A 23822-nucleotide genomic window follows, 5' to 3' on the forward strand; every position below is an offset into this window, starting at 1 on the left:
TGGGTGTCGCGGGGCGCCCCCCTGCTGTTCCTGATCCGCCAGCCCGGGGGGCTGCCGCCTGGCGCGCCGCGCCGGCGGGCGCTGTCAGTCGTCGGCGCGCTCCATCCATTTGATCAGCGGCATCACCGGCAGCACCCAGCCAACGCCGGCCAGCAGAAAGAATACGAACTGCGCCGTCTTGCCGGCTTCCTGGATGCGGCCCTGGGCGATGACCATGACGATCAGGGCATAAACCATCACGAAAACCAGCATGCCGATCGAGCCGAAGAATTTGCGTTTGCGGCGGGTCATGTCGTCTCCGGGGATCTGGGGTCTGGCATCTGGGATCTGGGCGCCGCCTGTGAAAGCGTTGTTCACGCCAGACGCCGCAACCCATTGTATTTACGCGCCTGTTCGAAGCGCGGCGACGGTCTTTCCCGAGGGCGCCCCGGCGTCGGGTCGCTTCCCCGCCGGATGGATTGGCGGTTCGGGATGAACGGTGAAATCGCCACTGTTCTTCGCGCAGGGGGCGTCCGCCAGCGGCGCAGCATCCCGGGAACCGGGGAGCAGACCGCGCTGACGTCGCCTGCACAGCCTCTAGACCAATAGCGCCCTGGTTGAAACCGCTTTCGCCGTCGCCGCCTGCCTGAGAGGCCGGGGGTGCGGCGGTTGTCCGCCTTGGCTGGGCCGGCGAACGGGCATTATACGACAGGCGGGGGCGACGACCAGACACGCGACGCCTGTATGGAGTGCGCCATGACGACAACCAGCATCGACGACGCCATCGCCGCAGCGCCCCCGGGGGCGATGCCTGGCCTGCGGGCGGTGCGCAACTGGCTGATCTTCGTCAGCTGTCTGATCTTCGTCATGGTGGTGGTGGGCGGCGCCACCCGGCTGACCGGCTCCGGCCTGTCGATCACCGAATGGAAGCCGATCACCGGGGCGATTCCGCCCCTGTCGCACGGCGCCTGGATGGCCGAATTCGATCTTTACCGGGGAACGCCGCAGTACAAACTGCTGAACGCCGGCATGTCGCTGGGCGAATTCCAGTTCATCTATCTGTGGGAGTGGGGGCATCGCCAGCTCGGCCGCTTCATTGGCCTCGCCTATATGGCGCCGCTGGTCTGGTTTGCCGTGCGCGGCGTCGTGCGTGGCCGCCTGCTGCTGATGCTGGCGGTGATTGGCCTGCTCGGCGGGTTGCAGGGCGCCATTGGCTGGATCATGGTGCATTCGGGCCTGCAGCCCGGCATGACGGCGGTGGCCCCGGTCAAGCTGATGCTGCATTTGCTGGCGGCCTGCATCCTGCTCGCTTGCGTTGTCGCCGTCATTGTCCGCCTGTCGCCGCGCGCGGAAGCGGCATCGGCCGGCCGTGCGCGCTGGACGGCCGGCGTGCTGGTGGCGGGCAGCTTCATCCAGATCGGCCTTGGGGCGCTGGTGGCGGGTCTGCACGCGGGCCTCACCTATAATACCTGGCCGCTGATGGACGGGCGTTTCATTCCCGACGCGGCGACGCTGGCGCCGCTTGATCCCTGGTGGATGAACGCGCTGGCGACCATTCCGACGGTGCAGTTCAATCACCGCATGGGCGCCTACATCCTGCTGGCGCTGGCCATTTTCCACGCCATCGACGTGCGGCGGCTGGCGGCGGCGGGCCGCGCGTCCGCCGGGGCGGCGCACCGCGCCATGGCGCTGGCCGGCGTCGTCGCCTTCCAGGGCGTCATTGGCGTGGCGACCCTGCTGCTGGCCGTGCCGATCTGGGCCGGCCTGCTGCACCAGGCGTGCGCCCTGGTGGTGCTGGTGACGGCGGTGATTCACTTTCGCCGGCTGGCGTGGGCGGGCGAAAGCAGGTTGGGCGCCGGCGGGGGCGCAGGTTAAGGCCGGGCCTGGCCAGGACGGACGCCCCAACGCGGGCCCGTCAGGCCGGAGGCGATTCATGCGGTGGAACGGCAGTTCGCGATGTTTCAACCCCGCTCCGGCGGGGTTTTTCATGGCCTGCCCCCGTGCGGAGCTCCCGGCGACGGCGTCAATGCGATCAAATTGCCGGGACAGGTGGAACTGCCGGACAGGTTCATGCGTCTCATGACAAAGGCGGGTTGTCGCGCCGGTGACCGCCGCGAATCACGCATGTTCAATAATCGGACGGTTGTTTCGCGGTGAATTCTTTAAGAGATTGACGAAGCATATTTTAACTGCAAGCTATACGTAATTTATGTTTCGAATGTCGCGCGATTAAGGAATCGTAAACCAGTGACAATCCTACACTTGTCCAGAACAGGCGGGGAGACGCGTTATGGTGACGATTGTAGTGCCTGCCCGATGGCGTATGGCGGTGGCGGCCACCAGCGTTGTGGTCGTGACAATTTCTGGCGGTGTTGAGGGGAAATGGCTGTGCGTGGGCGCGCCAGCGCGAAACAAGCCGCGTCGCTGGCGTCAGGCGCGTCGCCGCGCCTGACGTAGCTGTCGCCATTCGTGGGCCAGAACAGCAGCGTCCCGGAGGTCGGGTGAGCGAGATTTTGACAAGCAAAAGGCTGGCGCGGGGCCAGCCTTCCGTTGCATGGCGCGTGACGCCGTTTTCAGCGCCGCCAGGGTCGGTTCCGCGCTCTTGGGGCCTGGCGCAAGCCGCGCCGCCGCCGCTTCATCCTCCGCGTCACGAACGCGTCACGAAGCACGCGCCCGTCGCGTCACGAAAACTCCCCTGCATCACGAAGCCTGGACCGCGCGGCCCCAGCCGGAGGGGCCCCGAACAGGCGGGCGCCCTGCAGGGCGCCGGAGCCCGGGCGGTCGTCCAGCCGGCGGTTCTCCTTCGTAACGCTGGCCGGCCACAGAGGGCTTTGCAGAGAGAACCTTGCCGGAGAGGGCATTTTCGCCCCCGGATGCGCCTGTCAGGGGCCGTCAGGCGCATCCCGGGCAGGCTTCAGCCCTGCAGGGCGGCGTCGAGGTCGGCGATCAGGTCGTCGGCGTCTTCCAGGCCAATCGACAGGCGCACCACATCCGGGCCGGCGCCGGCGGCGGTCTTCTGGGCGTCGCTGAGCTGGCGATGGGTGGTGGAGGCCGGGTGGATCACCAGCGAGCGGGTGTCGCCGATATTGGCGAGGTGGGAGAACAGCTCCAGCGCCGCCACCAGGCTGACGCCCGCGTCATAGCCGCCCTTGAGGCCGAAGGTGAACACGGCGCCCGCGCCGCGCGGCAGGTACTTCTTCGCCAGCGCGTGATAGGGGTCGTTCTCCAGGCCCGGATAGCTCACCCAGGAGACGGCCGGATGACTGGCCAGATGCCGCGCCACCTTGAGCGCGGTTTCCGACTGGCGGGCCATGCGCAGCGGCAGGGTCTCGATGCCGGTGATGATCTGGAAGGCGTTGAACGGGGAGATCGCCGGGCCAAGGTCACGCAGCGACAGCACGCGGGCGGCGATGGCGAAGGCGAAGTTGCCGAAGGTTTCGGCGATCACCAGGCCGTTATATTCCGGGCGCGGCTGCGACAGCATCGGATAACGGTCGTCGCCGGCCCATTTGAACGTGCCGGCGTCAACGAGGACGCCGCCCATGGAGTTGCCGTGGCCGCCCAGGAACTTGGTGGCCGAGTGCAGCACGATGTCGGCGCCATCCTTGATCGGCTGCCACAGGTAGGGCGAGGCCAGGGTATTGTCGACGATCAGCGGGATGTTGTGCTTCTTCGCGATGGCCGAAATCGCCTGCACGTCGACCACGACGCCGCCGGGGTTGGCGATGGATTCAACGAAGATCGCCTTGGTGCGCGGCGTGACGGCGCGGTCGAACGAGGCCGGATCGTCGCTGTCGGCCCAGATGACGTTCCAGCCGAAGTTCTTGAACGAATTGTTGAACTGGTTGATTGAGCCGCCGTAGAGCTTGCGGCTGGCGACGAACTCCTCGCCGGCCTGCATCAGGCAGTGGAAGGCGATCATCTGGGCGGCGTGGCCGGAGGCGACGGCGAGGGCGGCGGTTCCGCCTTCCAGCGCCGCGACGCGCTCTTCCAGAACGGCCGTCGTGGGGTTGGTGATGCGGGTGTAAATGTTGCCGAACGCCTGCAACCCGAACAGCGAGGCGGCGTGATCCACGTCGTCGAACACGAATGACGCCGTCTGGTAGATCGGTGTCACCCGGGCGCCGGTGGTGGGATCAGGGCTGGCGCCTGCGTGAACGGCCAGCGTGTGGAAGTTTGGCTCGCGTCCGGACATATTTACCCCCGTCTGGATGTATATTGAAATATAACCCGTGTGATAATGTTTAAATGAGCGCCCGGGCTCCCGTCAAACGCCATTGCCGGCGAAACGCGGACGCTGTTGCTCAGCCCCGTCCGCGGAACGACGGGCCGGTGGACCCCAGCGTCATGCGTTGCACATTGCCGCCGGCGTTGACCCGCCGTTTCGAGGAGAGCACCCGGGAGTTCACGCCGTTCCAGGAGATTTCACCGGAAAGGCGGCCGTATTCGATCTTCGGGCAGCGGTCCATGATGACGGTGCAGCCGCGCGCTTCGGCCCTCTCCGCCGCCGCGTCATTGCGCACGGTGAGCTGCATCCAGATGACCCTGGGCGGAACCGGCAGGGCCAGCGCCTCATCAACGACGGCGCCCGCCGCCGCGGCGTTGCGGAAAATGTCGACCATGTCGACCGGCTCCGGCAGGTCGCGCAGGCTGGCGACCACCGGGCAGCCGGCGATCTCGGTTCCGGCAAGGCCCGGGTTCACGGCCCACACCCTGTAACCGCGCTTCGCCATGTAATTGGTGACAATCCAGCTCGGGCGCACCGTGTTGCTGGAGGCGCCGACGACGGCGATGGATTTCACGTCCGTCAGAATGGAGCGGATCAGGTCATCCGGATAGGTCGCGTGGCGATCGGCGCCTGCGCCAGGGGGCGCCGGCGACGCTTCTGGCGGGGACACGGCGGCGGACGCATCGCCAGGATGCCGGGTCATGGCTTCTTCCTCCTGCGCCAGGCGACGCGCAGGCGGCCGGCGACAACAAAAAATGAACCTGCTTGCCTCATACCATCTATATGGCCCGCGGAAGCAAGTGTTCTGGCGCAAACAGCCGGATTGCCGGATTCGGGTTACGCTGCGTACAGATGGGCGGGAGCTGTAAAACCTGCGCCATGCTGGCGTTGGCCTGACATGCAGGGCCTGACATGCGGGGCTGGCATGCGGGGTCTGGCATGCGGGGATAGCGGGCGGGCGCCGCCGGGGATTGGACATGACTGCGAGCGAAACAGCAAGGTCGACTCCGGCTCCAGCCCGCTGGACGCCGCGCCGCCGCGTCCGGGCGGTGCGGGTGCTCGTGGGCCGGCGCTGGCGCTCGTTCGTGCGGGCGGACGAACTGTCGCCGCTGATCCTCGGCGCGCTGATCGGTCTGGTGGCCGGCGTCGGCGTGTTCGGCATCAATGCGCTGGCGCAGTGGATGCACGAACTCATCTATGCGCTGCCCTCCGGCGAGCGGCTCAGCGCCCAGGAGACGCTGGACCCGTGGCGGACGGTGCTGGGGCCACTGCTTGGCGGGCTGGTGGTTGGCCTGACCACCATTGGCATCCGCGCCTGGCGCAAGCGCGAGGCCGTGGACCCCATCGAGGCCAACGCGCTTTACGGCGGGCGCATGTCGCTGACCGACTCCCTGCTGCTGACGGGCGGCACGGTGCTCTCATGCGGCTCTGGCGCCTCGGTTGGCCTTGAGGCCGGTTACACCCAGTCCGCCTCGGGCGCGGCCTCATGGCTGGCGGGGGCGCTGCGCCTGCGCCGCGTCGATGTGCGCACCCTGGTTGGCTGCGGCGCCGCCGCCGCCATCGCCGCTGCCTTCAACGCGCCGCTTGCCGGCGCCTTCTATGCCTTCGAGCTGGTGCTGGCCGGCTATAGCGTGGCGACGCTGGCTCCGGTGATGGTCGCCGCCCTGGTGGCCAACCTGGTCCATGAGCTGTTGACCACCTCGCCGCACGCGCCGCTGGTTGGCTCGCTGTCGTTCTCGGGCGGCGACTACGTCATCTTCGTCGCCATGGGATGCGTGGCGGCCGGGCTGGGCGTCGGGCTGATGAAAACCGCCACCACGGTGGAATCCGGCTTCGTGCGGCTCAACGCGCCGCGCTGGGCGCGACCGGCGATCGGCGGCCTGTTCGTTGGCCTGCTGGCGCTGGGCTCGCCGGCGGTGCTCGGCGCCGGCCACGGCGGCATGGAGGTCTATTTCAGTTCGGCGCATGGCGTCGGGCTGCTGCTGTTTCTGCTGGTGGGCAAGATGCTGGCGGCGTCGATCTCGGTCGGCTCGGGGTTTCGCGGCGGCCTGTTCTTTACCTCGCTGTTCACCGGCGTGCTGTTCGGCGGCCTGGTGGGCGAAAGCTATTTCGCCCTGGCGCCGCACCTGGCCAGCGACCGCGTGGTCTATGTGCTGGTCGGCATGGCCTCGCTGGCGGCGGCGGTGATCGGCGCGCCGCTGACCATGACCTTCCTGGTGCTGGGCATGACCGGCGACCTGTCGATGACCAGCGCCGTGCTGATGTCGGTGATCGTGGCGACGGTGCTGGTGCGCCGCACCTTCGGCTATTCATTCTCCACCTGGCGCCTGCACCTGCGCGGCGAGACCATCCGCAGCGCCATGGATGTGGGCTGGGCGCGTGATCTGACGGTGGTGAAGCTGATGCGCCGCGAGGCGCGCACCGCCGCCGAGACCATGACCATCGCGGCGTTCCGCAAGCGGTTCCCGATCGATTCCACCGCCCAGGTGTTCCTCACCGACGAAGCCGGAGCCTACGCCGGCGTGGTCTATGTGCCAGAAGCGCACGCCACGGACTACGACAGCATCGCCGCCATCAGCCTGGTCCGGGACCTGCGCCACGCGCCCAACGCTTTCCTGACGCCGCGCCAGGGCGTCGAGAAGGTGCTGGAGGCTTTCGAGCGGGCGGAAACCGAAACCCTGCCGGTGGTGGACGATCCCCTGTCGCGCCGGGTGCTGGGTTATGTCACGGAAGCCTACGCCCTGCGCCGCTACAGCCAGGAGCTGGAGCGCCGGCGCCGGGAATATAGCGGCGAACGCTGATCACCTGATCATACGGACTGGCGGACAGGGGAGAGGCGATGGCGTGGGATCCGGAGCTTGAACGCCACATTCGCGCCGCGCTCGACGGGCTGCCATGGCTTGGCGAAAAACGCATGTTCGGCGGCCTGGCGTGGATGGTCGAGGGCAACATGCTCTGCGCCGCCATCAAGCCTGGACTGATGGCGCGGGTCGGCAAGGCGGCGGAGGCGGAGATGCTGGCGCTGCCGGGCGTCGGGCCGATGGGCGCCGGCGCGCGGCGCATGGGCGGCTGGGTGCTGGCCGGAGAGGACGCCTGGCGCGACGGCGATGTGCGCCAGCGCCTGCTGTCGACCGCCATGGCCCATGTGATGGCGCTGCCGCCGAAACAGCCGTGACGCCGTTTACGCCTCCTGCCACACCGGCTGGCGCTTTTCGACGAAGGCGCCAATGCCTTCCTCGGCGTCGCGGGCCATCATGTTCTCCACCATGACGCGGGCGGCGTAGTCGTAGGCGTCGGCGAGGCCCATTTCGAGCTGCTCGTAAAACGCCTGCTTGCCGGTGCGCAGGGTGAGGCGCGACTTGGCGGCGATGCGGGCGGCGAAGGCGCAGGCGCCGTCAAGCGCCTCTCCGGCAGGGGCGACCTGATTGACCAGGCCCATGCGGGCGGCGTCTTCGGCGCCGATCATCTCGCCGGTCAGCAACATCTCCATGGCGTGCTTGCGCGAGACATTGCGCGACAGGGCCACCATCGGCGTCGAGCAGAACAGGCCGATATTGACCCCTGGCGTGGCGAAGCGGGCGCCGGCGCCGGCCACGGCCAGGTCGCAACTGGCGACCAGCTGGCAGCCGGCGGCGGTCGCGACGCCCTCGACGGCGGCGATCACCGGAACGGGCAGGGCGACGATGGTCTGCATCATGGCCGAGCAGCGCGCCATCAGGTCGGCGAAGAAACGCCGGCCGCGGTCGGCGTCGTCGCGATGGCCGGTAATTTCCTTGAGGTCGTGGCCGGCGCAGAACGCCGGGCCGTGGGCGGCGATGACCACGGCGCGCAGGCTGGCGTCAGTGGCGATGGCGTCCAGCTCTTTCTGGAGGGCGGCGATCATCGCATCGGACAGGGCGTTGCGGCTCGCCGGCCGGTTCAGGGTGAGCACGGCGAAGCCGTCATGATCCGCGCGCTGGACCATTGGCGCGTCCGCAGTTGCGACAGGGGCTGGGGAGGGGGCGGTCATGTCTGCTGCTCCACGAACGTATGGCGTCGCGCCGGCGTGGCGCGCGGGCGCCAGAAAAGCTGGCTCCCGGAAAGCGGCAAACGCCGGCGCCGGCGAGGGCGCGCTCCCGCTGAACCCGGCGCGATTGCGGGGCGGGAGCGAATAGGCGACAAGGTATGGCGCCTGACAACATAAGGAACAAGGGTAAATGGGAGCACCGATCACGCCTGCGGCGGTCATGACCCGCGAGCAACTGGAAGCGACGCTGCGCCGGGAATTCCCGGAAATGTGGGACGGGACGAATTCCCGCAGGATCGAGGATGTGGGCTATCTCACCGCCACGGTGCGCAGCATTTACGATCCCTCCCAGCTGCGCCCCGGCGGCACCATATCGGGACCGACCATGATGGGCCTGGCGGACCTGGCGTTATATGCGGCGATCATGGGCTCGGTTGGCCCGGTGACGCTGGCGGTGACCACCAACCTGTCGTTCAACTTCCTGCGCAAGCCGGCGCAGAAGGACCTGATCGCCGAGTGCCGGCTGCTGAAGCTGGGCAAGCGGCTGGCGGTGGGCGACGTGTTCATTCGTTCTGACGGCGAAGACGATGTGGTCTGCCACGCCACCGGCACCTATTCGATTCCGCCGCGGTAAGGCGCCGCTGGTGGGGGCGGCTTCGCGCAGGGTTGCGCATATCCGCGCCGGCAACCCCACCATATCAAAGGCAAGGAGCAGGATTCCGGCGGGTTATGATGGAATTCTGCCCCATTGGCCATTTCGGGGCGTCCGGACCGCTCGCGCCCGCGTTTTCGCCGCGACAGGACGCCAGGAAGACAGGACGCCAGGACGGCCATGGCGACGGGCAGTTCAGAAACAAAATTGCGGTATTATAATACCTTATGAAATAACATGTTGAATTATAATGATATTTTTAAATTCATGCATTTTTGCGTCGCTTGACGCCTTGCGGCGCGCAGGTTAAACGCCAGCCAACCCGCGCGGATGGCCGGAGTTGATGGCGCTCCATCAGCTTCACGCCAGTTCCGCGCGTCAATCGTCAGGGGCCGCGAGGTCCCGCGAAAGTTGAGACAAGATCCATGAAAACCTACTCGGCAAAGCCGGCCGACGTTGAAAAGAAGTGGGTGCTCATCGACGCCGAAGGTCTGGTCGTCGGTCGCCTCGCTTCGATCATCGCCATGCGCCTGCGCGGCAAGCACAAGCCCACCTACACCCCCCACGTTGACTGCGGCGACAATGTCATCGTCATCAACGCCGACAAGGTGGTGCTGACCGGCCGCAAGTACGAGAACAAGGTGTACTACCACCACACCGGCCATCCAGGCGGCATCAAGGAACGCACCGCGAAGTTCATTCTCGAAGGCCGCTTCCCCGAGCGCGTCGTCGAGAAGGCCGTCGAGCGCATGCTGCCGCGCGGCCCGCTGTTCCGCCAGATCCTCGGCAACCTCCGCGTCTATGGCGGCGCCGAGCACCCGCACGCCGCCCAGCAGCCTGAAGCTCTGGACGTCGCCGCCCTCAATTCCAAGAACTCGAGGAGCGCCTGATCATGGCTGAAACCCTCCAGAGCCTCGCAGATCTTGGCCAGGCCAACGCCGCCGTCGCCAATGAAGCTCCCGTGCATGTCCGCAAGGTCGACGCCCTGAATCGCGCTTACGCCACCGGCAAGCGCAAGGACGCCGTGGCCCGCGTGTACATCAAGCCGGGTTCCGGCAAGATCGTCATCAACGAGCGCCCGGTTGAAGTTTACTTCGCCCGTCCGGTGCTGCGCATGATCCTGAACCAGCCGCTCGAGCTGACCAATCGCGTCGACCAGTTCGACGTCACGGTCACCGTCGCTGGCGGCGGTCTGTCCGGCCAGGCTGGCGCCGTGCGCCACGGCCTGTCCAAGGCCCTGACCTATTTCGAGCCGGAGCTGCGCGCCATCCTGAAGAAGGAAGGCTTCCTGACCCGCGACAGCCGCGTCGTCGAGCGCAAGAAGTACGGCCGCGCCAAGGCGCGTCGCAGCTTCCAGTTCTCGAAGCGCTGATCGGGCGGCCGCAGCCCGACAGGGCGTGGTTACGCGATTTCAGGAAGGGCGGCCCACAGGCCGCCCTTTTTGCATATGTGGCCCGGATCAGGGTGCATCATCCGGTTGCATTCTGACCGTATTGGTTTTTACACGTGGTTGGAGTACCGCGTGGCGGCGACAGCGTTGTCGCACGACAGGAGTGATCCCATGAGCACCAAGGCCAGCAGCACCCCCGCCACAACAGGCGCCGGCGCGCGCCGCGCGGTGGTGTTCATCGACGGCGAGGCGGGCACCACCGGCCTTGGCATCCGCGAGCGGCTGGCCGGCCTGCCGCAGATCGCGCTGCGCAGCATTCCGCATGAACAGCGCAAGGACGTGGAGGCCAAACGGAAGCTGCTGTCGGAAGTCGACGTGGTGATCCTCTGCCTGCCCGACGACGCGGCGAAGGAGACCGTGGCGCTGGTTGAAGGTCTGGGCGACAGGGGCCCGAAGGTGCTGGACGCCTCGACGGCGCACCGGGTCGCTCCCGGCTGGGTTTATGGTTTTGCCGAGCTGGCCCCCGGGCAGGCTGACGCCATCGCCAAAGCCCGTTTCGTCGCCAATCCCGGCTGTTATCCGACGGGCGGCGTCGCCCTGCTGCGGCCGCTGGTTGAGGCGGGGCATATCGGCCCGGACACGGCGATCTCGGTCAACGCGGTCAGCGGCTATTCCGGCGGCGGCAAGGCGATGATCGAAGCCTATGAGAACGGGACAGCGCCGAACTTCGAGCTGTACGGCCTGTCGCTGGCGCACAAGCACCTGCCGGAGTTGCAGCAATACGGCAGGCTCGGCCGGCGGCCGGTGTTCGTGCCGTCGGTTGGCAATTTCCGTCAGGGCATGCTGGTGTCGGTTCCGCTGCATCTGGACGACCTGCCGGGAAAGCCCACGGCGGCAGACCTGCACAGGGCGCTGGCCGACTGGTATCCGGCGGGCGGCGAGGTCGAGGTGATGGCGCTGGATGATCCGGCGATCCGCGCCGGGCGGGTGGAGCCGGAGGCGCTCAACGACACCAACAGGCTGCAACTGTTCGTGTTCGCCCATGAGGCGGCGCGGCAGGCGGTGCTGGTGGCGCGCCTCGACAACCTGGGCAAGGGCGCCTCGGGCGCCGCCGTGCAGAACCTTCTGTTGATGACTGGCTGTTAAGGACAGTTCGGGCGCCCTGGCGCCCGCGTGTTCCCGTGGCAGCAATCAGGGCGTATCGTGCAACCATGCGCATCATGAATCACCGCCAGATCCGTCGCCAGGCGCGTCCTGTGGGCCATGCCGCCGTCGCCTGCGCGGCGCTTGTCGCCGGCGCCGTGGCGCTGGGCGGCTGTTCGGCCGGGAAGTCGGCGGCCAAGATGGTGGGTTTCGCCACCGATACGCCGCCGCCGGCCGATTTCGTTGGCGCGGCGCGCCGGCCTGACGCCGCTTACATGAAGATTCCCCGTGATCTTCCGGCGCGGCCCAGCGAGCCGCGCAAACCCGATGACGTGAAGGCGCTGGAGAAGAGCTTGGAGGCGACGCGCTCCAGCAACGCCGCGGCGGGCGCCGAGGCGCAGGCGGCGGGCAAGACCCCCGCGCCGACCCCGGCCAAGGCGCCGCCGCCGGAGCCGGCAACCGCCGAGTGAGGCCGCGAAACCGGCTCTCCACGGGCTGGCGCCTCTGGGGTTCCGCCGTTCGCCAGCCAGGGAGTGCGCTGGCTTTCCGTGAGCGGCGCGTCCCGACGTCGCGCCGGGTGTTTTCGCCAGAACGGCCGGTTTCGTATACAGTCTTCAAAATGCCCTTGTGGCGGAAATAATTGCCCGCGTCGCAAAACTGCTGGCGCCGCGCTGGCGATTTGCTACACACGACAGCTTCCGCGCCTGTAGCCCTCAGACAGAACCGTTGTCCGGCGCGTGAAAAGGACCGATATAGGGACCTGGGACCAATGACCGATTTTCATCGCATCAAGCGCTTGCCCCCTTACGTTTTCGAACAGGTCAACCGGTCCAAGGCAGCAGCACGCGCGCAGGGCGCGGACATCATCGACCTCGGCATGGGTAACCCGGACCTGCCGACGCCGAAGCATGTGATCGACAAGCTGGTCGAAACCATCGGCAAACCCCGCACCGACCGTTATTCCGCCTCCAAGGGCATTCCGGGTCTGCGCCGGGCCCAGGCGGCCTATTACAAGCGCCGCTTTGGCGTCACCCTGAACCCGGAAACCCAGGTGGTCGCCACGCTGGGTTCGAAGGAGGGCTTCGCCAACATGGCCCAGGCCATCACCGCCCCTGGCGACGTGGTGCTGGTGCCAAATCCGAGCTATCCGATCCATGCCTTCGGCTTTCTGATGGCCGGCGGCGTCATCCGCTCGGTTCCGGCCGAGCCGACGCCGGCGTTCTTTCCGGCGCTGGAGCGCGCGGTGCAGCACTCCATTCCGAAGCCGATCGCCGTGGTGGTGTGCTATCCCTCGAACCCGACCGCCTATGTGGCGTCGCTGGATTTCTACAAGGATCTGATCGCCTTCGCCAAAAAGCATGAACTGATCGTGCTGTCGGATCTGGCCTATTCAGAAGTCTATTTCGACGATAACAATCCGCCGCCGTCCGTGCTGGAGGTGGACGGGGCCATGGACGTGACGGTGGAGTTCACCTCCATGTCCAAGACCTTCTCCATGGCCGGCTGGCGCATGGGCTTCGCCGTCGGCAACGAGCGGCTGATCACGGCGCTGACGCGGGTGAAATCCTACCTGGACTATGGCGCCTACACGCCGATCCAGGTGGCGGCGACCACGGCGCTGAACGGTCCCGACGACTGCATCCGTGAGATGCGCGACATCTACCGCAAGCGTCGCGACGCGCTGGTGGAATCGTTCGGTCGGGCGGGCTGGCAGATCCCGGTTCCAACCGCGTCGATGTTCGCCTGGGTGCCGATCCCGGAGAAGTTCCAGCACCTCGGCTCGCTGGAGTTCTCCAAGCTGCTGGTGGAGCACGCGTCTGTCGCCGTGGCGCCGGGCATCGGGTTTGGCGAGTATGGCGATGATCACGTGCGCATCGCCATTGTCGAGAATGAGCAGCGCATCCGCCAGGCGGCGCGTAATGTCCGCAAGTTCTTCGATGCGGCGGAAAATAACCTGCATAACGTCGTGCCGCTGAACAAGGCCGGCTGACGCGCCGGGGAGGGGCTGAGACTGGCCAGTCCACAGTCCAGATTGTCGCGGCCCGACCGGATCTCCGGTCGGGCCGCGATGGCTTTGGGGGCAGGGCTATCCAACTTTGGGAGGAGGGCGCCGCCGGAAGGATCGCCTGCCCGGGGGCGCGGCGATGGCTGGCGCGCCAGATGGTCCGGGCGATGGTCAGCGGCTGGGCTCTTCAGGTTGGACATGCTGCAATATATTGATTTTAAAGTATTTTCACGGATTTTTGTCCTGCTGTGAGGCGCCGGCGGGCGGCGGCGTCCGTGGCCTGCGCATCCGTCCTGGGGGGTGGGGCGCCGTTCGGCGGGGCTGGCCCGGCCAGGTTGTTCAAAAATTATTACAGAATATTTCTTTCCCGATGGCAAAATTAACACGTCATTAGTCAAAGGTTATATTGCATTCGCATATCTTCTTGTTGCCTGATCGCTGTCACGGAAAGGCCCTGATCCAGCTTAGAACTGAAAGGGTTCCGGCGGCGAGCCGTTGCAGGTCCTCCGTTTCAGGGGAACCGGGCGGGCGTTGCGATCCTCGCGGGCACGCGGAGATCCGGGACGGTGGAAGACGACGGCGACGCGGATAGCGGTGATAACCGGGGCGAAGCCAGCGACGGATTCCATTTTGATTAACTCCCGCCCGGCAACACTGCTGGCGGAGTTGGCGGGGCGTGCGGATGCGCACTTATTCCGCTACGGCATTCGTGGTTTTTGAGCCCCGGCGGACAACGCCGTGGACGTATAGAGGACAGGTACAATGCAGGCTCAGGTTCGTACGATCGTCGCCCTCACCGGCGAGCGGCTCGTGGTGATGCCAGAGGCGCAGTACACGGCGCTGGTCAATGCGTCGGGCCAGCAGCAGGCCGGCTCCGCCCAGGCTGCTTCCCCGGCCCAGATGATGGCGGCCATGCCGACGGCCAGCACGCCCCGTCCGGCGGCGAAGCGCGCCGCGCCGAAGGCGGCCCGACCGTTCGCGCCGGCGGCGACGCCCGCCGCTTCTGAGCCTGCCGCTCACCAGCCTGCGGAAACGTCGGCGAAGCAGTGCTCGCTGGAAGACGTGCTGCTGTTCGGCTGACATCGGCCGGAACAGCGTCCCCAATCAGAGGGGTATGCTCACCACGGCGCGCCTGGATCAGGGCGCGCCATTTTCGTATGATGGCGCGCGCCCCGGGGTGACCGGGCTGCGCGCCGCCGGAGGCTTCAGGCCCATCATGCGGGTGGCTTTCCGACCGGAACCGCTTCGCCATCCGCGAGCCGGCGCGGCGCCATGGCGCCGCGTTACACCTCCTGCCGCTGATGCTCCGGGCAGCCTCCTGCCGGCCTGGTTTCTTTTGCCCGTCTTCCGTGCAACGGCGTCTGCGGGACGTTCTGTCGATTGACAGGATGCGATGGGCCATGCGATCCGCACCATTATGAAGACTCCTCTCCGGATTGGCGTCGCGGGCCTCGGCACCGTGGGCGCGTCGTTGCTTCGACTGCTGGCGCAGCGCCGGGCGGCGCTGGGCCTCGTTGCGGGCCGTCCCATTGATGTGGTGGCGGTTTCGGCGCGCGACCGCACGCGTGATCGCGGCGTCGACCTGTCCGGGTACACGTGGTTTGACGATCCGGTCGCCCTGGCCCGGGAGGCGGAGGTCGACTGCGTGGTCGAACTCATTGGCGGCTCTGATGGGCCCGCGAAAGCCACGGTGGAAGCCGCCCTGGCGCGCGGCGTGCATGTGGTCACCGCCAACAAGGCGTTGTTGGCCGCGCACGGCATGGACTTGGCCGTGGAGGCCGAGCGACGCGGCGCGGCGCTGGCCTTCGAGGCGGCGGTGGCGGGCGGCATCCCGGTGATCAAGACCGTGCGCGAGTCGCTGGTCGGCAACGAGATCACCCAGATCGCCGGCATCCTGAACGGCACCTGTAATTACATCCTCAGCCGGATGGAGCAGGACAACCTGTCGTTCGAGAAGTGCCTCGCCGAGGCGCAGAAGCTCGGTTACGCCGAAGCCGATCCCACCTTCGACGTGGATGGGCACGACACCGCCCACAAGCTGGCGATCCTCGCCAGCCTCGCCTTTGGCGGCCGCATCGACGCCGACGCCGTGCGGGTGGAGGGCATCCGCTCCATCAAGCAGATCGACATCCGCATGGCCAACCGCCTCGGCTATCGCATCAAGTTGCTGGGCGTGGCCGTGCGCACCGCCGATGGCGTCGAGCAGCGCGTCTGCCCGACCATGGTCGAGAAAACCCAGCCGCTGGCGCGGGTGATGGGCGTCACCAACGCGGTCAATATCGACGCCAATGCGGTCGGTGAGCTGACCCTGGTGGGCCCTGGCGCCGGCGGCGACGCCACCGCCTCCTCGGTGATCGCCGATATCGTCGACATCGCCCAGGCGGGCAGTCGCGGCCCGGTGTTCGCCGCGCCGGCTGGCGATCTGCAGCACATGGAGCGGGCGCCGGTGAAGGATCATCCCGGCGGCTACTATGTGCGCGTCAACCTGCTGGACAAGCCGGGCGCCGCCGCTTCGGTGGTGTCGCGCATGGCCGAGGCCGGCATTTCGCTGGAGTCCATCGTGCAGCGCCGCTCGCCAAAGGCGGCCGAACGCGATCCCACCGGACGGTCGGGCGCCAAGGTTCCCGTCATCCTCATCACCTATGATACGACGGAGGACGCCGTGCGCGGCGCGCTCCAGAAGGCGGTCGCCGATGGTTTCGTCGGCTCGTCGCCCCAGGTTATCCGCATCGAGCGCAACTGACGGCGGCCCAGCGCGCCTTCCCGCAAAGGCGCCGGCCGCACGAGACGAGACAGGGAAGATCACGACATGAGCAGCGACATTACCGTTCCGCAGGGCAAACTGATCGAGCGCATCCTGACCATGGAGCTGGTGCGCGTGACCGAGCGCGCCGCTGTCGCCGCCGCCCGCCTGCGCGGCCATGGTAATGAAAAGGCCGCCGACCAGGCCGCCGTCGACGCCATGCGCCGTGAGCTGAACCGCCTGCCGATCGACGGCACGGTGGTGATCGGCGAAGGTGAGCGCGATGAGGCGCCGATGCTGTTCATCGGCGAGAAGGTGGGCAACACCAACGGCCCGAAGGTCGACATCGCCGTCGACCCGCTGGAAGGCACCACCCTGTGCGCCAAGGACATGCCCGGCTCGATCGCCGTGATGGCCATGGCGGAAGGCGGCACGCTGCTGGCGGCCCCCGACGTCTACATGCAGAAGATCGCCATCGGCCCCGGCTATCCGCAGGGCGTCGTGCACATCGACGCGAAGCCCGAGGACAACATCCGTAACCTGGCGCAGGCCAAGGGCGTCGCGCCGTCCGAAATCACCGCCCTGGTGCTGGACCGTCCGCGCCACGCCGACCTGATCGCCGCCATCCGCAGCACCGGCGCCGCCGTGCGCCTGATCTCGGACGGCGATGTCGCCGGCATCATCTACACCGCCAACCCGGAAGAAACCGGCATCGACATCTACATGGGCATTGGCGCCGCGCCTGAAGGCGTGCTCGCCGCCGGCGCCCTGCGCTGCATCGGCGGCCAGATGCAGGGCCGCCTGATCCTCGACACCGAGGAGAAGCGCGAGCGCGCCCGCGGCATGGGCGTGACCGACCCGGACCGCATCTACGACATGAAGGACCTGGCCAGCGGCGACGTGATCGTGGCCGCCACCGGCGTCACCGACGGCGCGCTGCTGAAGGGCGTGCGCTTCGGCAAGGATGTGATCGAGACCGAGACCATCGTCTACCGCTCGATCACCGGCACCGTGCGCCGCATCACCGCCGAGCATCGCGATCTCGGCAAGTTCCACATGGAAGCCTGAGATCCGGCGCGCCGGAGCGGACAAGGGGCGCTGCGGCGCCCCTTTTGATTCAGGTCGGGACAGGCGGCATGCTGTCGGGCGCAGGGGAGGCCTACATGCAGATTCGCACAAGATCCGTGGCCGCGCACGACGAAGCCAGCTGGCGCGCCCTGTGGGCCGGCTATCTGGCGTTCTACCAGACCGACTTGCCGCCAGATGTCACGGATCTGACCTGGCGGCGGCTGCTGGACGCGGCCGAGCCGGTGCATTGCCTGGTGGCTGAAGCCGACGGCGCGATATGGGGCATCGTCAATTACGTGTTTCACCGGGCGACGTGGACCGCCTCCAGCTATTGCTATCTGGAGGACCTGTTCACCGCGCCGGAAGCGCGCGGCCGCGGCGTCGGCCGGGCCCTCATCGAAGCCGTCTACGCCGCGGCGCAGGCGGCGGGGGCGACGCGGGTCTACTGGCTCACCCACGAGAGCAACGCCACGGCGCGCCAGTTGTATGACGCGGTGGCGGAGAACGCCGGTTTTATCCAGTACCGGAAAACGATTGCGTCCTGATTGAAAGCAGGGCGCGCATGGGAAGTGTGCATGATGGGCAGCGGCGATTGCGCCACCGCCGGGCGTGAAGCAGCGGATGCGGTTGTGCTGGGCGTGCGGCGTTCGGCGCTGGGGCGGACATGGCGCAGCCGCTGCGCCGGACCGGACGAGCAGCTGGCCCTGGCGCTGGCCCAGACCCATGGGTTGCCGGACGCGCTGTCGCGGGTGCTGGCCGGTCGTCAGGTCCAGCTTGCCGACGCCGCCGGCTTTCTGGAGCCGAAGCTGCGCGACCTGATGCCGGACCCCCTGGTGCTGCGGGACATGGACAGGGCGGCGGCCCGCATCGCCGACGCCATCCGCCGGCGCGAGCGCGTCGCCATCTTCGGCGATTATGACGTGGACGGCGCCTGCTCATCGGCCCTGCTGGGCGATTTCCTGGCGTTCTGCGGCGCTCCTTACGCCGTGCATATTCCTGACCGCATCACGGAAGGTTACGGCCCCAACAGCCAGGCCATCGCATTTCTGCGCAGCGAGGGCGCCAGCCTGCTGGTGACGGTGGATTGCGGCACGGCCAGCCATGAGGCGTTCGAAACCGCGCGCCGCGTCGGCTTTGACGTGGTGGTGCTCGATCACCACCAGGCGCCAGAAACGCTGCCGCAGGTGACGGCGCTGGTGAACCCCAACCGCCAGGACGATCTCTCTGGCCTCGGTTACCTGTGCGCCGCCGGCGTGGTGCTGCTGACCCTGGTGGCGGTGAACCGGATTTTGCGCGAGGCGGGTTACTGGCAGGGCCGCCAGGCGCCGGATCTGCTCGCCGGGCTCGATCTGGTGGCGCTGGCGACGGTGGCGGACGTGGCGCCGCTGGTTGGCCTCAACCGCGCCTTCGTGCGTCAGGGCCTGCAACTGATGCGCCAGCGCCGCCGGCCCGGCCTGACGGCGCTGCTCGACGTGGCCAATCTGAAGGGACCGCCCGCCGCCTGGCACATGGGCTTTCTGGTGGGGCCGCGCATCAATGCCGGCGGGCGCATCGGCGATGCGGCGCTGGGCGCGCGGCTGATGATGACCGCCGACGCCGCCGAGGCCGCCCGCATCGCCATGGAGCTGGATGAGCTGAACCGCCAGCGCCAGGCGATCGAGCAACTGGCGGTGGAGGAAGCGACGGCCGGGGCCGACCGGCAATTGATGGCGAACCCGGATCAGGGCGCCCTGGCGCTGGCTTCGGCGGAGTGGCACCCGGGCGTCGTCGGCCTCATTGCCTCGCGGCTGAAGGAGCGGTTTGCCCGGCCAGCGTTCGCTTTCGCCGTGCGTGAGGATGGGGTGGCCACCGGCTCCGGCCGCTCCGTGCCCGGGATCGATCTTGGCCGGCTGGTGCGGCGGGCGGTGGACAGCGGCGTGGCGGTGAAGGGCGGCGGCCACGCCATGGCCGCCGGCGTCACCCTGGCGCCAGGACAGATGGCGGAGTTCTCCGCATTCCTGGAAATGGCCCTGGCCGACCAGGATGTCGGCGCCCATGCGGCCGAACTGCTGCTGGACGGGTCGCTGGCCGCCGGCGGGGCGCAGCCGGAGCTCATCGCCATGCTGGAGCGGGCGGGGCCCTATGGCGCGGGCAACCCCGAGCCGACCTTCGCCCTGCCGCGCCACCGGCTGGTGGAGGTGCGGCCGGTCGGCGCGGCGCATCTGCGCTACCGGCTGAAGGCTGGCGATGGCGCGCAGATCGGCGGCGTGGCGTTCCGCGCCGTGGGCCAGCCCCTGGGCGACGCCCTGCTCGCCCACGAGGGCCAGCAGGTGCATGTGGCCGGCGCGCTGACCATCAACAGCTGGGGCGGCCGCGACCAGGCCGAACTGCGGCTGGTCGATCTGGCCCCGGCGACTGCACACGACTGATCGCCCCTATGCGAGCCCCGGCAGGGGCGCGCGCTGGCGCCCGCCGCGCCCGCAGCTTCTGGCCAATGAAACCCCCGGGGCGTTTTCACCGGGCCGCGAACCCGGGTTCGCAGGCGCCGGCTTACCGGCCCTGGAATTGGGGCTGACGTTTTTCCAGGAAAGCGTCGCGGCCTTCCGCGTAATCGTCGCTGTCGAAGCAGGCGCCGGCAAGGGCCAGGAGTTCAGCTTCCGACACCGAGCCCGGCAGGCCGCTGGCGGCGGCGATCGACGCCTTGGCCGAGCGCATGGCCAGCGGCGCATTGCCGGCGATGGCCCGGGCCATGGCCATGGTTTCCGCTTCCAGGTCGGCGTCCGGCCACAGGCGGTGCAGGGCGCCCAGGGCCTTGGCTTCGGCGGCGTCAAGGCGGCGGGCGGTGAAGAACAGGTCGCGCGCCACCGCGTCGCCGAACGCCGCCACCACAAGACGCATGGCCTTTGGCGGGTAGCCGACGCCGAGGCGGGCTGCCGGCACGCCGAACACCGTGCCCTGCGCCGCCACGCGCAGATCGCAGGCGGCGGCGATGCCAACGCCGCCGCCCATGCAGAAACCGCGCATCATGGCGATGACCGGAACCGGGCAGGCGGCGATGGCGGCGAAAGCCTCCTCGTTCGACTCCTCATACGCCTTGCCGCCGGCGGCGCTGGCGCGCAACGTGCGGAATTCGCTGATATCGGCGCCGGAGGCGAAGGGGCTGTCGCCGACGCCGCGCAGCACGATGACCCGCACGGCGTCATCGGTCGCCATGGCGGCTATGAGCTGGGGCAGGGCGCGCCACATGGCCAGATCAAGCGCGTTGCGCTTTTCCGGATTGTTGATGCTGATGACGCCGACGCCGTCAGAAGCTTCCGCGATCAGGCGGGGCGTGGGGGAGGAGAATGACTTCGGGGAGAATGATTTCATTGCCTGTTCCGGAACCGGTGCGGATTTTTGCCGTTCTGCTATCATTCCGTGCTAAAGCTGCCCACCCCTGAGCCCCTGCCGGTTGCGGAAATTGGCTTCAGGATATTCGCCAGATGGGAGTCAGTCAGATGGCGCTTGCGACGATGCGCGATGATAGCAGGGCGCTGGACAAGGTCACGCCGCTTGATCCCGTCTGGACACATGTCCGCAACGAGGCCGAAGCGGCCGTTGCGCGCGAGCCGGACATGGAGCCGCTGATCTGCGCCACCATTCTGGACCACGCCTCGCTGGAGATGGCGATTGTGCACCGGGTGGCCTCGCGCCTCGGTCATCGCCTGCTTGGCGAGGAGGCGATCGTGCGCGCCTACGCCATGGCGCTCGATTCCGATGCGTCCATCGCCCAGGCCATTCGCGCCGATCTGGCGGCGGTGATTGACCGCGATCCGGCCGCGGTGCGGTTCATCGAGCCAGTGTTGTATTTCAAGGGGTTCCACGCCATCCAGACCCACCGTCTGGCGCACTGGCTGTGGGACAAGGGGCGGAAAGACTTCGCCCTGATGTTGCAGAGCCGCTCGTCCGAAGTGTTCCAGACCGACATCAATCCCGGCGCCGTCATTGGCAAGGGCGTGTTTCTTGATCACGCCACTGGCCTTGTGGTGGGGCAGACGGCGGTGGTCGAGGACAATGTCTCGATCCTGCAGGACGTGACGCTGGGCGGCACCGGCAAGGAGCGCGGGGACCGGCACCCCAAGATTCGCGCCGGCGTGCTGCTCGGCGCCGGGGCCAAGGTGCTCGGCAATATCGAGGTGGGCCAGTGCGCCCGCATCGCAGCTGGCTCGGTGGTGCTGCACGCGGTGCCGCGCAACATGACCGTGGCGGGCGTGCCGGCCAAGGTGGTGGGGCCGGCCGGCTGCGCCGAACCGGCGCGCAGCATGGACCAGATTCTTGCTGACTGGGCGACGGACTACACCATCTGACGCCGAGGGGACGTCTCCTGACATGGCGGGACGGGACGTTTTCCCTGCCCCGGCGATTGTTGCGGCTGGGTAACACAGGATCATCCCCGCTGTTCGACAGCCTGTGGAGCCGGGTGAAAACCGGCGCCATCCTGCTGTTGTATCGGGGAGTTCCTGCTGGTCGCGGGCCGCGCGCCGCTGAAAATGCGCCGATGACGACAGATGGGGTGTCGCGGCGGGTCGCGGCGGTGTATGTCAGACGCCCTGGAGCGTCTCCCCGGATGCGCCTCCTGTCTGTCCGGCGCATCAGCGGCCCCGGATCACCGCGACCACGCCATGGAGAATCCCGTTGGATAAAACCGAAATCGCCAAGGTCGAGCGTTACCTGCGCAGGACGTTCGGCAACGCCGCCATTCGCGTGACCGCCCGTCCGCGCAAGAAGGATTCCGCCGAGGTTTTCGTGGGGGAAGAATTCGTCGGCGTGCTGTTCCTCGACGATGAGGATGGCGACCGGAGCTACAGCTTCCAGATGGCGATCCTCGACACCGACCTCGAGGACGAATAAGCGGCGGCCGGCGCGGAAACGGCCCGCGCCGTGACAATTTTCCGGCGCGTGAGGCGCTGCGGCCGGGAGCCGGCTGCTTTCAGTTCGCTTGTCAGGGCTTCCAGCCCCGCGGTCCCGCAACGCGCGGCTGCTCACTGAGGCGCGGCCCCGGTCGCGTCCCGCCCGGGAGGGCTGACCCCGGTTCAGACCAGTCCCGCCGTCCGCGCCGCGTCGATATAACTGCGGCTGACTGGCAGGACCGAACCGTCCCGCATGCGAACGGCAGGCTTGCCGTTGATGCGCGCTGGCCCCTCCGCCATGGCGAGGGCCACCCAGTGCGAGCGGTGTATCTGCAGGCCGTCAACCCCGGCGGTTTCGGCGATCGCGTCTGAAAAGCGCATCAGCACCAGGGCGCTGCCCCGATCCGTGCGCACATCCACGTAGTGATCCTGCATCGACATGTGACTCAACCGGCCGCGCTGTTCCGGCGGCAGCCTGTCGAGAATTTTCGGCCGCCCGTCAGGCTGGCTCTCCGGGGCCCGGGCGGTCTGCCCGCCTGATGTGGGCGCTGTGCCGGTCCCCAGGTTCTCCACTGGGGCATCCGGCTGAGGTCGTGCCTGCGCCGACGCCGCGGCGCCGGTCTGGCGCTCCAGCAGGGCGACGATCACCGAGACGACGGCTGACACCGCCATGACCATGGCCGTGAGTTCCGGCAGGGCTGGCGCCGCCGCGCGGCCAAACAGGCCGGCGTTGAGGGCCCAGACGATCAGGGCGACTGGCAGGCCGGCGATCGCTCCGTAGCCTGCCCAGAACGCCAGGTGTTTTGTCCGTCCTGGCCCCTGCAGATTGGCGAGCAGCGTCACCAGCCCGTAGCCGGCCGCGTAGGTCACGACGCCGACAAACGCCCAATACGCCAGCCGCACCGGCAGGGACAGGGCGCTCCATGTGCCAAATGGCCCGGTAAGGCCGAGCAGAATCGCCGCCGCCAGGGTGGTCAGCCAGAACGACCGTGACGCCAGCACGCGTTGCATTTCACGCTTCGTGGATTGCAGGGCGTTGTCGTTCACGAAGTTTTTCGCCAGTTCACGCAAGGAAAGTTGGCGGCGATCCTAACCTTGCGCACACCGGTTTCCAACGCCGGCCCAGAGGCCGTGATCCTGGAGGCCCTTATGCAACTGTCGCCACTGCTCAACGCTTCGCCCGCCATCCAGCTTCATGTCGCGGCCGCCGCCGGGGCGTTGCTGCTTGGCGGCGCCGTCCTGTTTCGCCGCAAGGGTGACGCGGGGCACCGGTTCGCCGGCCGGCTCTGGGCCGGATTGATGGTTGTTGTCGCTGGCTCGTCGTTCTTCATTCATGAATTGCGGCTTTGGGGCGCGTGGAGCCCGATTCACCTGCTGTCGCTGCTTACCCTCGCGTCGCTCGCCTGGGGCGTGCGCCTGGCGCGGCAGCGCCGCATCAACGCCCATCGCCGGACGATGGCGGGCATATACGTTGGCGCGCTGGTCATCACCGGTTTCTTCACCCTGCTGCCAGGCCGGATCATGCATGATGTGTTTTTCACCGGCGCGCTGAAACCGGGCGAGGCGGCGATGGCGGGACTGGCTCTCGCCACCCTGGCCGCTGCCCTGGCCCTGACGCTTGCTGGCCGCCGCGGCGACGCGCGTGTGCGGATTCCACGGATGATGGGCATCGATTCCACGCGATCGTGGGCATGGATTCCACGGCATCGTGGGCATCGATTCCACGCCTCGGGCAGCCTG

23 protein-coding genes are annotated in these 23822 nt (G+C 67.7%); 17 read left to right on the forward strand and 6 right to left on the reverse strand.

What is annotated here, in order from left to right; all coding sequences use genetic code 11:
- Window positions 1–84: 84 nt before the first annotated feature.
- Complete coding sequence (locus EV666_RS02835; protein WP_132002596.1) at window positions 85–291, reverse strand: DUF2842 domain-containing protein; 207 nt, start codon at window positions 289–291, stop codon at window positions 85–87.
- Window positions 292–735: 444 nt separating this feature from the next.
- Between EV666_RS02835 and EV666_RS02840 the strand changes: the two genes are divergently transcribed.
- Window positions 736–1854, forward strand: coding sequence for a COX15/CtaA family protein (locus EV666_RS02840; protein WP_132002599.1), 1119 nt, complete (start codon window positions 736–738; stop codon window positions 1852–1854).
- Between the two features lie 1039 nt (window positions 1855–2893).
- On the opposite strand, the gene EV666_RS02845 is transcribed toward EV666_RS02840, so the two are convergent.
- Both EV666_RS02845 and EV666_RS02850 read right to left on the reverse strand, forming a co-directional pair.
- On the reverse strand, window positions 2894–4174 hold the full coding sequence (locus tag EV666_RS02845; protein ID WP_132002602.1) for an O-acetylhomoserine aminocarboxypropyltransferase: 1281 nt from the start codon (window positions 4172–4174) through the stop codon (window positions 2894–2896).
- Between the two features lie 109 nt (window positions 4175–4283).
- Window positions 4284–4910: a CoA-binding protein gene (locus EV666_RS02850; RefSeq protein ID WP_132002605.1), complete on the reverse strand. Its 627-nt coding sequence runs from the start codon at window positions 4908–4910 to the stop codon at window positions 4284–4286.
- Window positions 4911–5184: 274 nt separating this feature from the next.
- Here EV666_RS02850 and EV666_RS02855 point away from each other — a divergent pair, with 274 nt between their 5' ends.
- Both EV666_RS02855 and EV666_RS02860 read left to right on the forward strand, forming a co-directional pair.
- Window positions 5185–7008 carry a chloride channel protein gene (locus EV666_RS02855; RefSeq protein WP_132002608.1) on the forward strand — a complete coding sequence of 608 codons (1824 nt, stop codon included), beginning with the start codon at window positions 5185–5187 and terminating at the stop codon, window positions 7006–7008.
- Between the two features lie 38 nt (window positions 7009–7046).
- Window positions 7047–7382, forward strand: coding sequence for a TfoX/Sxy family protein (locus EV666_RS02860; protein WP_132002611.1), 336 nt, complete (start codon window positions 7047–7049; stop codon window positions 7380–7382).
- A gap of 6 nt (window positions 7383–7388) precedes the next feature.
- On the opposite strand, the gene EV666_RS02865 is transcribed toward EV666_RS02860, so the two are convergent.
- A complete protein-coding gene (locus EV666_RS02865) occupies window positions 7389–8216 on the reverse strand; it encodes an enoyl-CoA hydratase (RefSeq protein ID WP_132002614.1) in 828 nt (275 codons plus the stop codon).
- A 187-nt stretch (window positions 8217–8403) separates the two neighbouring features.
- Between EV666_RS02865 and EV666_RS02870 the strand changes: the two genes are divergently transcribed.
- From EV666_RS02870 to recJ, 11 genes are all read left to right on the forward strand, one after another.
- Complete coding sequence (locus EV666_RS02870) at window positions 8404–8847, forward strand: PaaI family thioesterase (protein ID WP_132002617.1); 444 nt, start codon at window positions 8404–8406, stop codon at window positions 8845–8847.
- 443 nt (window positions 8848–9290) lie between these two features.
- A complete protein-coding gene (rplM, locus tag EV666_RS02875; protein WP_132002620.1) occupies window positions 9291–9755 on the forward strand; it encodes a 50S ribosomal protein L13 in 465 nt (154 codons plus the stop codon).
- Between the two features lie 2 nt (window positions 9756–9757).
- Entirely contained in the window at window positions 9758–10237 is a 480-nt protein-coding gene (gene rpsI, locus EV666_RS02880) for a 30S ribosomal protein S9 (protein WP_132002623.1), read from the forward strand.
- Window positions 10238–10426: 189 nt separating this feature from the next.
- Window positions 10427–11401: an N-acetyl-gamma-glutamyl-phosphate reductase gene (gene argC / locus EV666_RS02885; RefSeq protein WP_132002626.1), complete on the forward strand. Its 975-nt coding sequence runs from the start codon at window positions 10427–10429 to the stop codon at window positions 11399–11401.
- 65 nt (window positions 11402–11466) lie between these two features.
- Entirely contained in the window at window positions 11467–11868 is a 402-nt protein-coding gene (locus EV666_RS02890) for a hypothetical protein (protein ID WP_132002629.1), read from the forward strand.
- A gap of 299 nt (window positions 11869–12167) precedes the next feature.
- Window positions 12168–13388, forward strand: coding sequence for an LL-diaminopimelate aminotransferase (locus EV666_RS02895; RefSeq protein ID WP_132002632.1), 1221 nt, complete (start codon window positions 12168–12170; stop codon window positions 13386–13388).
- A 777-nt stretch (window positions 13389–14165) separates the two neighbouring features.
- A complete protein-coding gene (locus EV666_RS02900) occupies window positions 14166–14483 on the forward strand; it encodes a hypothetical protein (RefSeq protein WP_132002635.1) in 318 nt (105 codons plus the stop codon).
- Between the two features lie 337 nt (window positions 14484–14820).
- Window positions 14821–16146, forward strand: coding sequence for a homoserine dehydrogenase (locus tag EV666_RS02905; protein ID WP_132002638.1), 1326 nt, complete (start codon window positions 14821–14823; stop codon window positions 16144–16146).
- 66 nt (window positions 16147–16212) lie between these two features.
- Entirely contained in the window at window positions 16213–17214 is a 1002-nt protein-coding gene (gene glpX / locus EV666_RS02910; RefSeq protein ID WP_132002641.1) for a class II fructose-bisphosphatase, read from the forward strand.
- A 95-nt stretch (window positions 17215–17309) separates the two neighbouring features.
- A complete protein-coding gene (locus tag EV666_RS02915) occupies window positions 17310–17759 on the forward strand; it encodes a GNAT family N-acetyltransferase (protein ID WP_132002644.1) in 450 nt (149 codons plus the stop codon).
- Window positions 17760–17789: 30 nt separating this feature from the next.
- Window positions 17790–19622 carry a single-stranded-DNA-specific exonuclease RecJ gene (gene recJ, locus EV666_RS02920; RefSeq protein ID WP_207906312.1) on the forward strand — a complete coding sequence of 611 codons (1833 nt, stop codon included), beginning with the start codon at window positions 17790–17792 and terminating at the stop codon, window positions 19620–19622.
- A gap of 121 nt (window positions 19623–19743) precedes the next feature.
- Here recJ and EV666_RS02925 read toward each other — a convergent pair whose 3' ends face one another.
- Entirely contained in the window at window positions 19744–20562 is an 819-nt protein-coding gene (locus EV666_RS02925) for an enoyl-CoA hydratase (protein WP_132002647.1), read from the reverse strand.
- Between the two features lie 128 nt (window positions 20563–20690).
- Between EV666_RS02925 and cysE the strand changes: the two genes are divergently transcribed.
- Together cysE and EV666_RS02935 are read left to right on the forward strand one after the other, a co-directional pair.
- A complete protein-coding gene (gene cysE, locus EV666_RS02930) occupies window positions 20691–21539 on the forward strand; it encodes a serine O-acetyltransferase (RefSeq protein ID WP_376886325.1) in 849 nt (282 codons plus the stop codon).
- A gap of 328 nt (window positions 21540–21867) precedes the next feature.
- Window positions 21868–22083, forward strand: a complete 216-nt coding sequence (locus EV666_RS02935) for a DUF3126 family protein (protein ID WP_132002650.1) — start codon at window positions 21868–21870, stop codon at window positions 22081–22083.
- Between the two features lie 182 nt (window positions 22084–22265).
- Here the strand turns inward: EV666_RS02935 and EV666_RS02940 are convergent, their stop codons facing one another.
- Entirely contained in the window at window positions 22266–23129 is an 864-nt protein-coding gene (locus EV666_RS02940) for a LytTR family DNA-binding domain-containing protein (RefSeq protein WP_132002652.1), read from the reverse strand.
- A 102-nt stretch (window positions 23130–23231) separates the two neighbouring features.
- On the opposite strand from EV666_RS02940, the gene EV666_RS02945 reads away from it, so the two are divergent.
- Window positions 23232–23822, forward strand: a 591-nt coding sequence (locus tag EV666_RS02945; protein ID WP_132002654.1) for a DUF2306 domain-containing protein, incomplete at its 3' end; no start/stop codon positions are given.

This window comes from Camelimonas lactis, from assembly GCF_004342915.1.
Taxonomy (GTDB): Bacteria; Pseudomonadota; Alphaproteobacteria; order Rhizobiales; family Beijerinckiaceae; genus Camelimonas; species Camelimonas lactis.

Bases quoted from the DNA above. Each gene is read 5' to 3' on its own strand.
- cysE (WP_376886325.1), top strand. From the start codon at position 20,691: ATGGCGCTTGCGACGATGCGCGATGATAGCAGGGCGCTGGACAAGGTC.
- EV666_RS02835 (WP_132002596.1), bottom strand. From the start codon at position 291: ATGACCCGCCGCAAACGCAAATTCTTCGGCTCGATCGGCATGCTGGTT.
- glpX (WP_132002641.1), top strand. From the start codon at position 16,213: ATGAGCAGCGACATTACCGTTCCGCAGGGCAAACTGATCGAGCGCATC.
- EV666_RS02890 (WP_132002629.1), top strand. From the start codon at position 11,467: ATGCGCATCATGAATCACCGCCAGATCCGTCGCCAGGCGCGTCCTGTG.
- EV666_RS02840 (WP_132002599.1), top strand. From the start codon at position 736: ATGACGACAACCAGCATCGACGACGCCATCGCCGCAGCGCCCCCGGGG.
- argC (WP_132002626.1), top strand. From the start codon at position 10,427: ATGAGCACCAAGGCCAGCAGCACCCCCGCCACAACAGGCGCCGGCGCG.
- EV666_RS02860 (WP_132002611.1), top strand. From the start codon at position 7,047: ATGGCGTGGGATCCGGAGCTTGAACGCCACATTCGCGCCGCGCTCGAC.
- EV666_RS02925 (WP_132002647.1), bottom strand. From the start codon at position 20,562: ATGAAATCATTCTCCCCGAAGTCATTCTCCTCCCCCACGCCCCGCCTG.
- rpsI (WP_132002623.1), top strand. From the start codon at position 9,758: ATGGCTGAAACCCTCCAGAGCCTCGCAGATCTTGGCCAGGCCAACGCC.
- EV666_RS02850 (WP_132002605.1), bottom strand. From the start codon at position 4,910: ATGACCCGGCATCCTGGCGATGCGTCCGCCGCCGTGTCCCCGCCAGAA.
- rplM (WP_132002620.1), top strand. From the start codon at position 9,291: ATGAAAACCTACTCGGCAAAGCCGGCCGACGTTGAAAAGAAGTGGGTG.
- EV666_RS02865 (WP_132002614.1), bottom strand. From the start codon at position 8,216: ATGACCGCCCCCTCCCCAGCCCCTGTCGCAACTGCGGACGCGCCAATG.
- recJ (WP_207906312.1), top strand. From the start codon at position 17,790: ATGATGGGCAGCGGCGATTGCGCCACCGCCGGGCGTGAAGCAGCGGAT.
- EV666_RS02870 (WP_132002617.1), top strand. From the start codon at position 8,404: ATGGGAGCACCGATCACGCCTGCGGCGGTCATGACCCGCGAGCAACTG.
- EV666_RS02855 (WP_132002608.1), top strand. From the start codon at position 5,185: ATGACTGCGAGCGAAACAGCAAGGTCGACTCCGGCTCCAGCCCGCTGG.
- EV666_RS02905 (WP_132002638.1), top strand. From the start codon at position 14,821: ATGAAGACTCCTCTCCGGATTGGCGTCGCGGGCCTCGGCACCGTGGGC.
- EV666_RS02895 (WP_132002632.1), top strand. From the start codon at position 12,168: ATGACCGATTTTCATCGCATCAAGCGCTTGCCCCCTTACGTTTTCGAA.
- EV666_RS02915 (WP_132002644.1), top strand. From the start codon at position 17,310: ATGCAGATTCGCACAAGATCCGTGGCCGCGCACGACGAAGCCAGCTGG.
- EV666_RS02900 (WP_132002635.1), top strand. From the start codon at position 14,166: ATGCAGGCTCAGGTTCGTACGATCGTCGCCCTCACCGGCGAGCGGCTC.
- EV666_RS02845 (WP_132002602.1), bottom strand. From the start codon at position 4,174: ATGTCCGGACGCGAGCCAAACTTCCACACGCTGGCCGTTCACGCAGGC.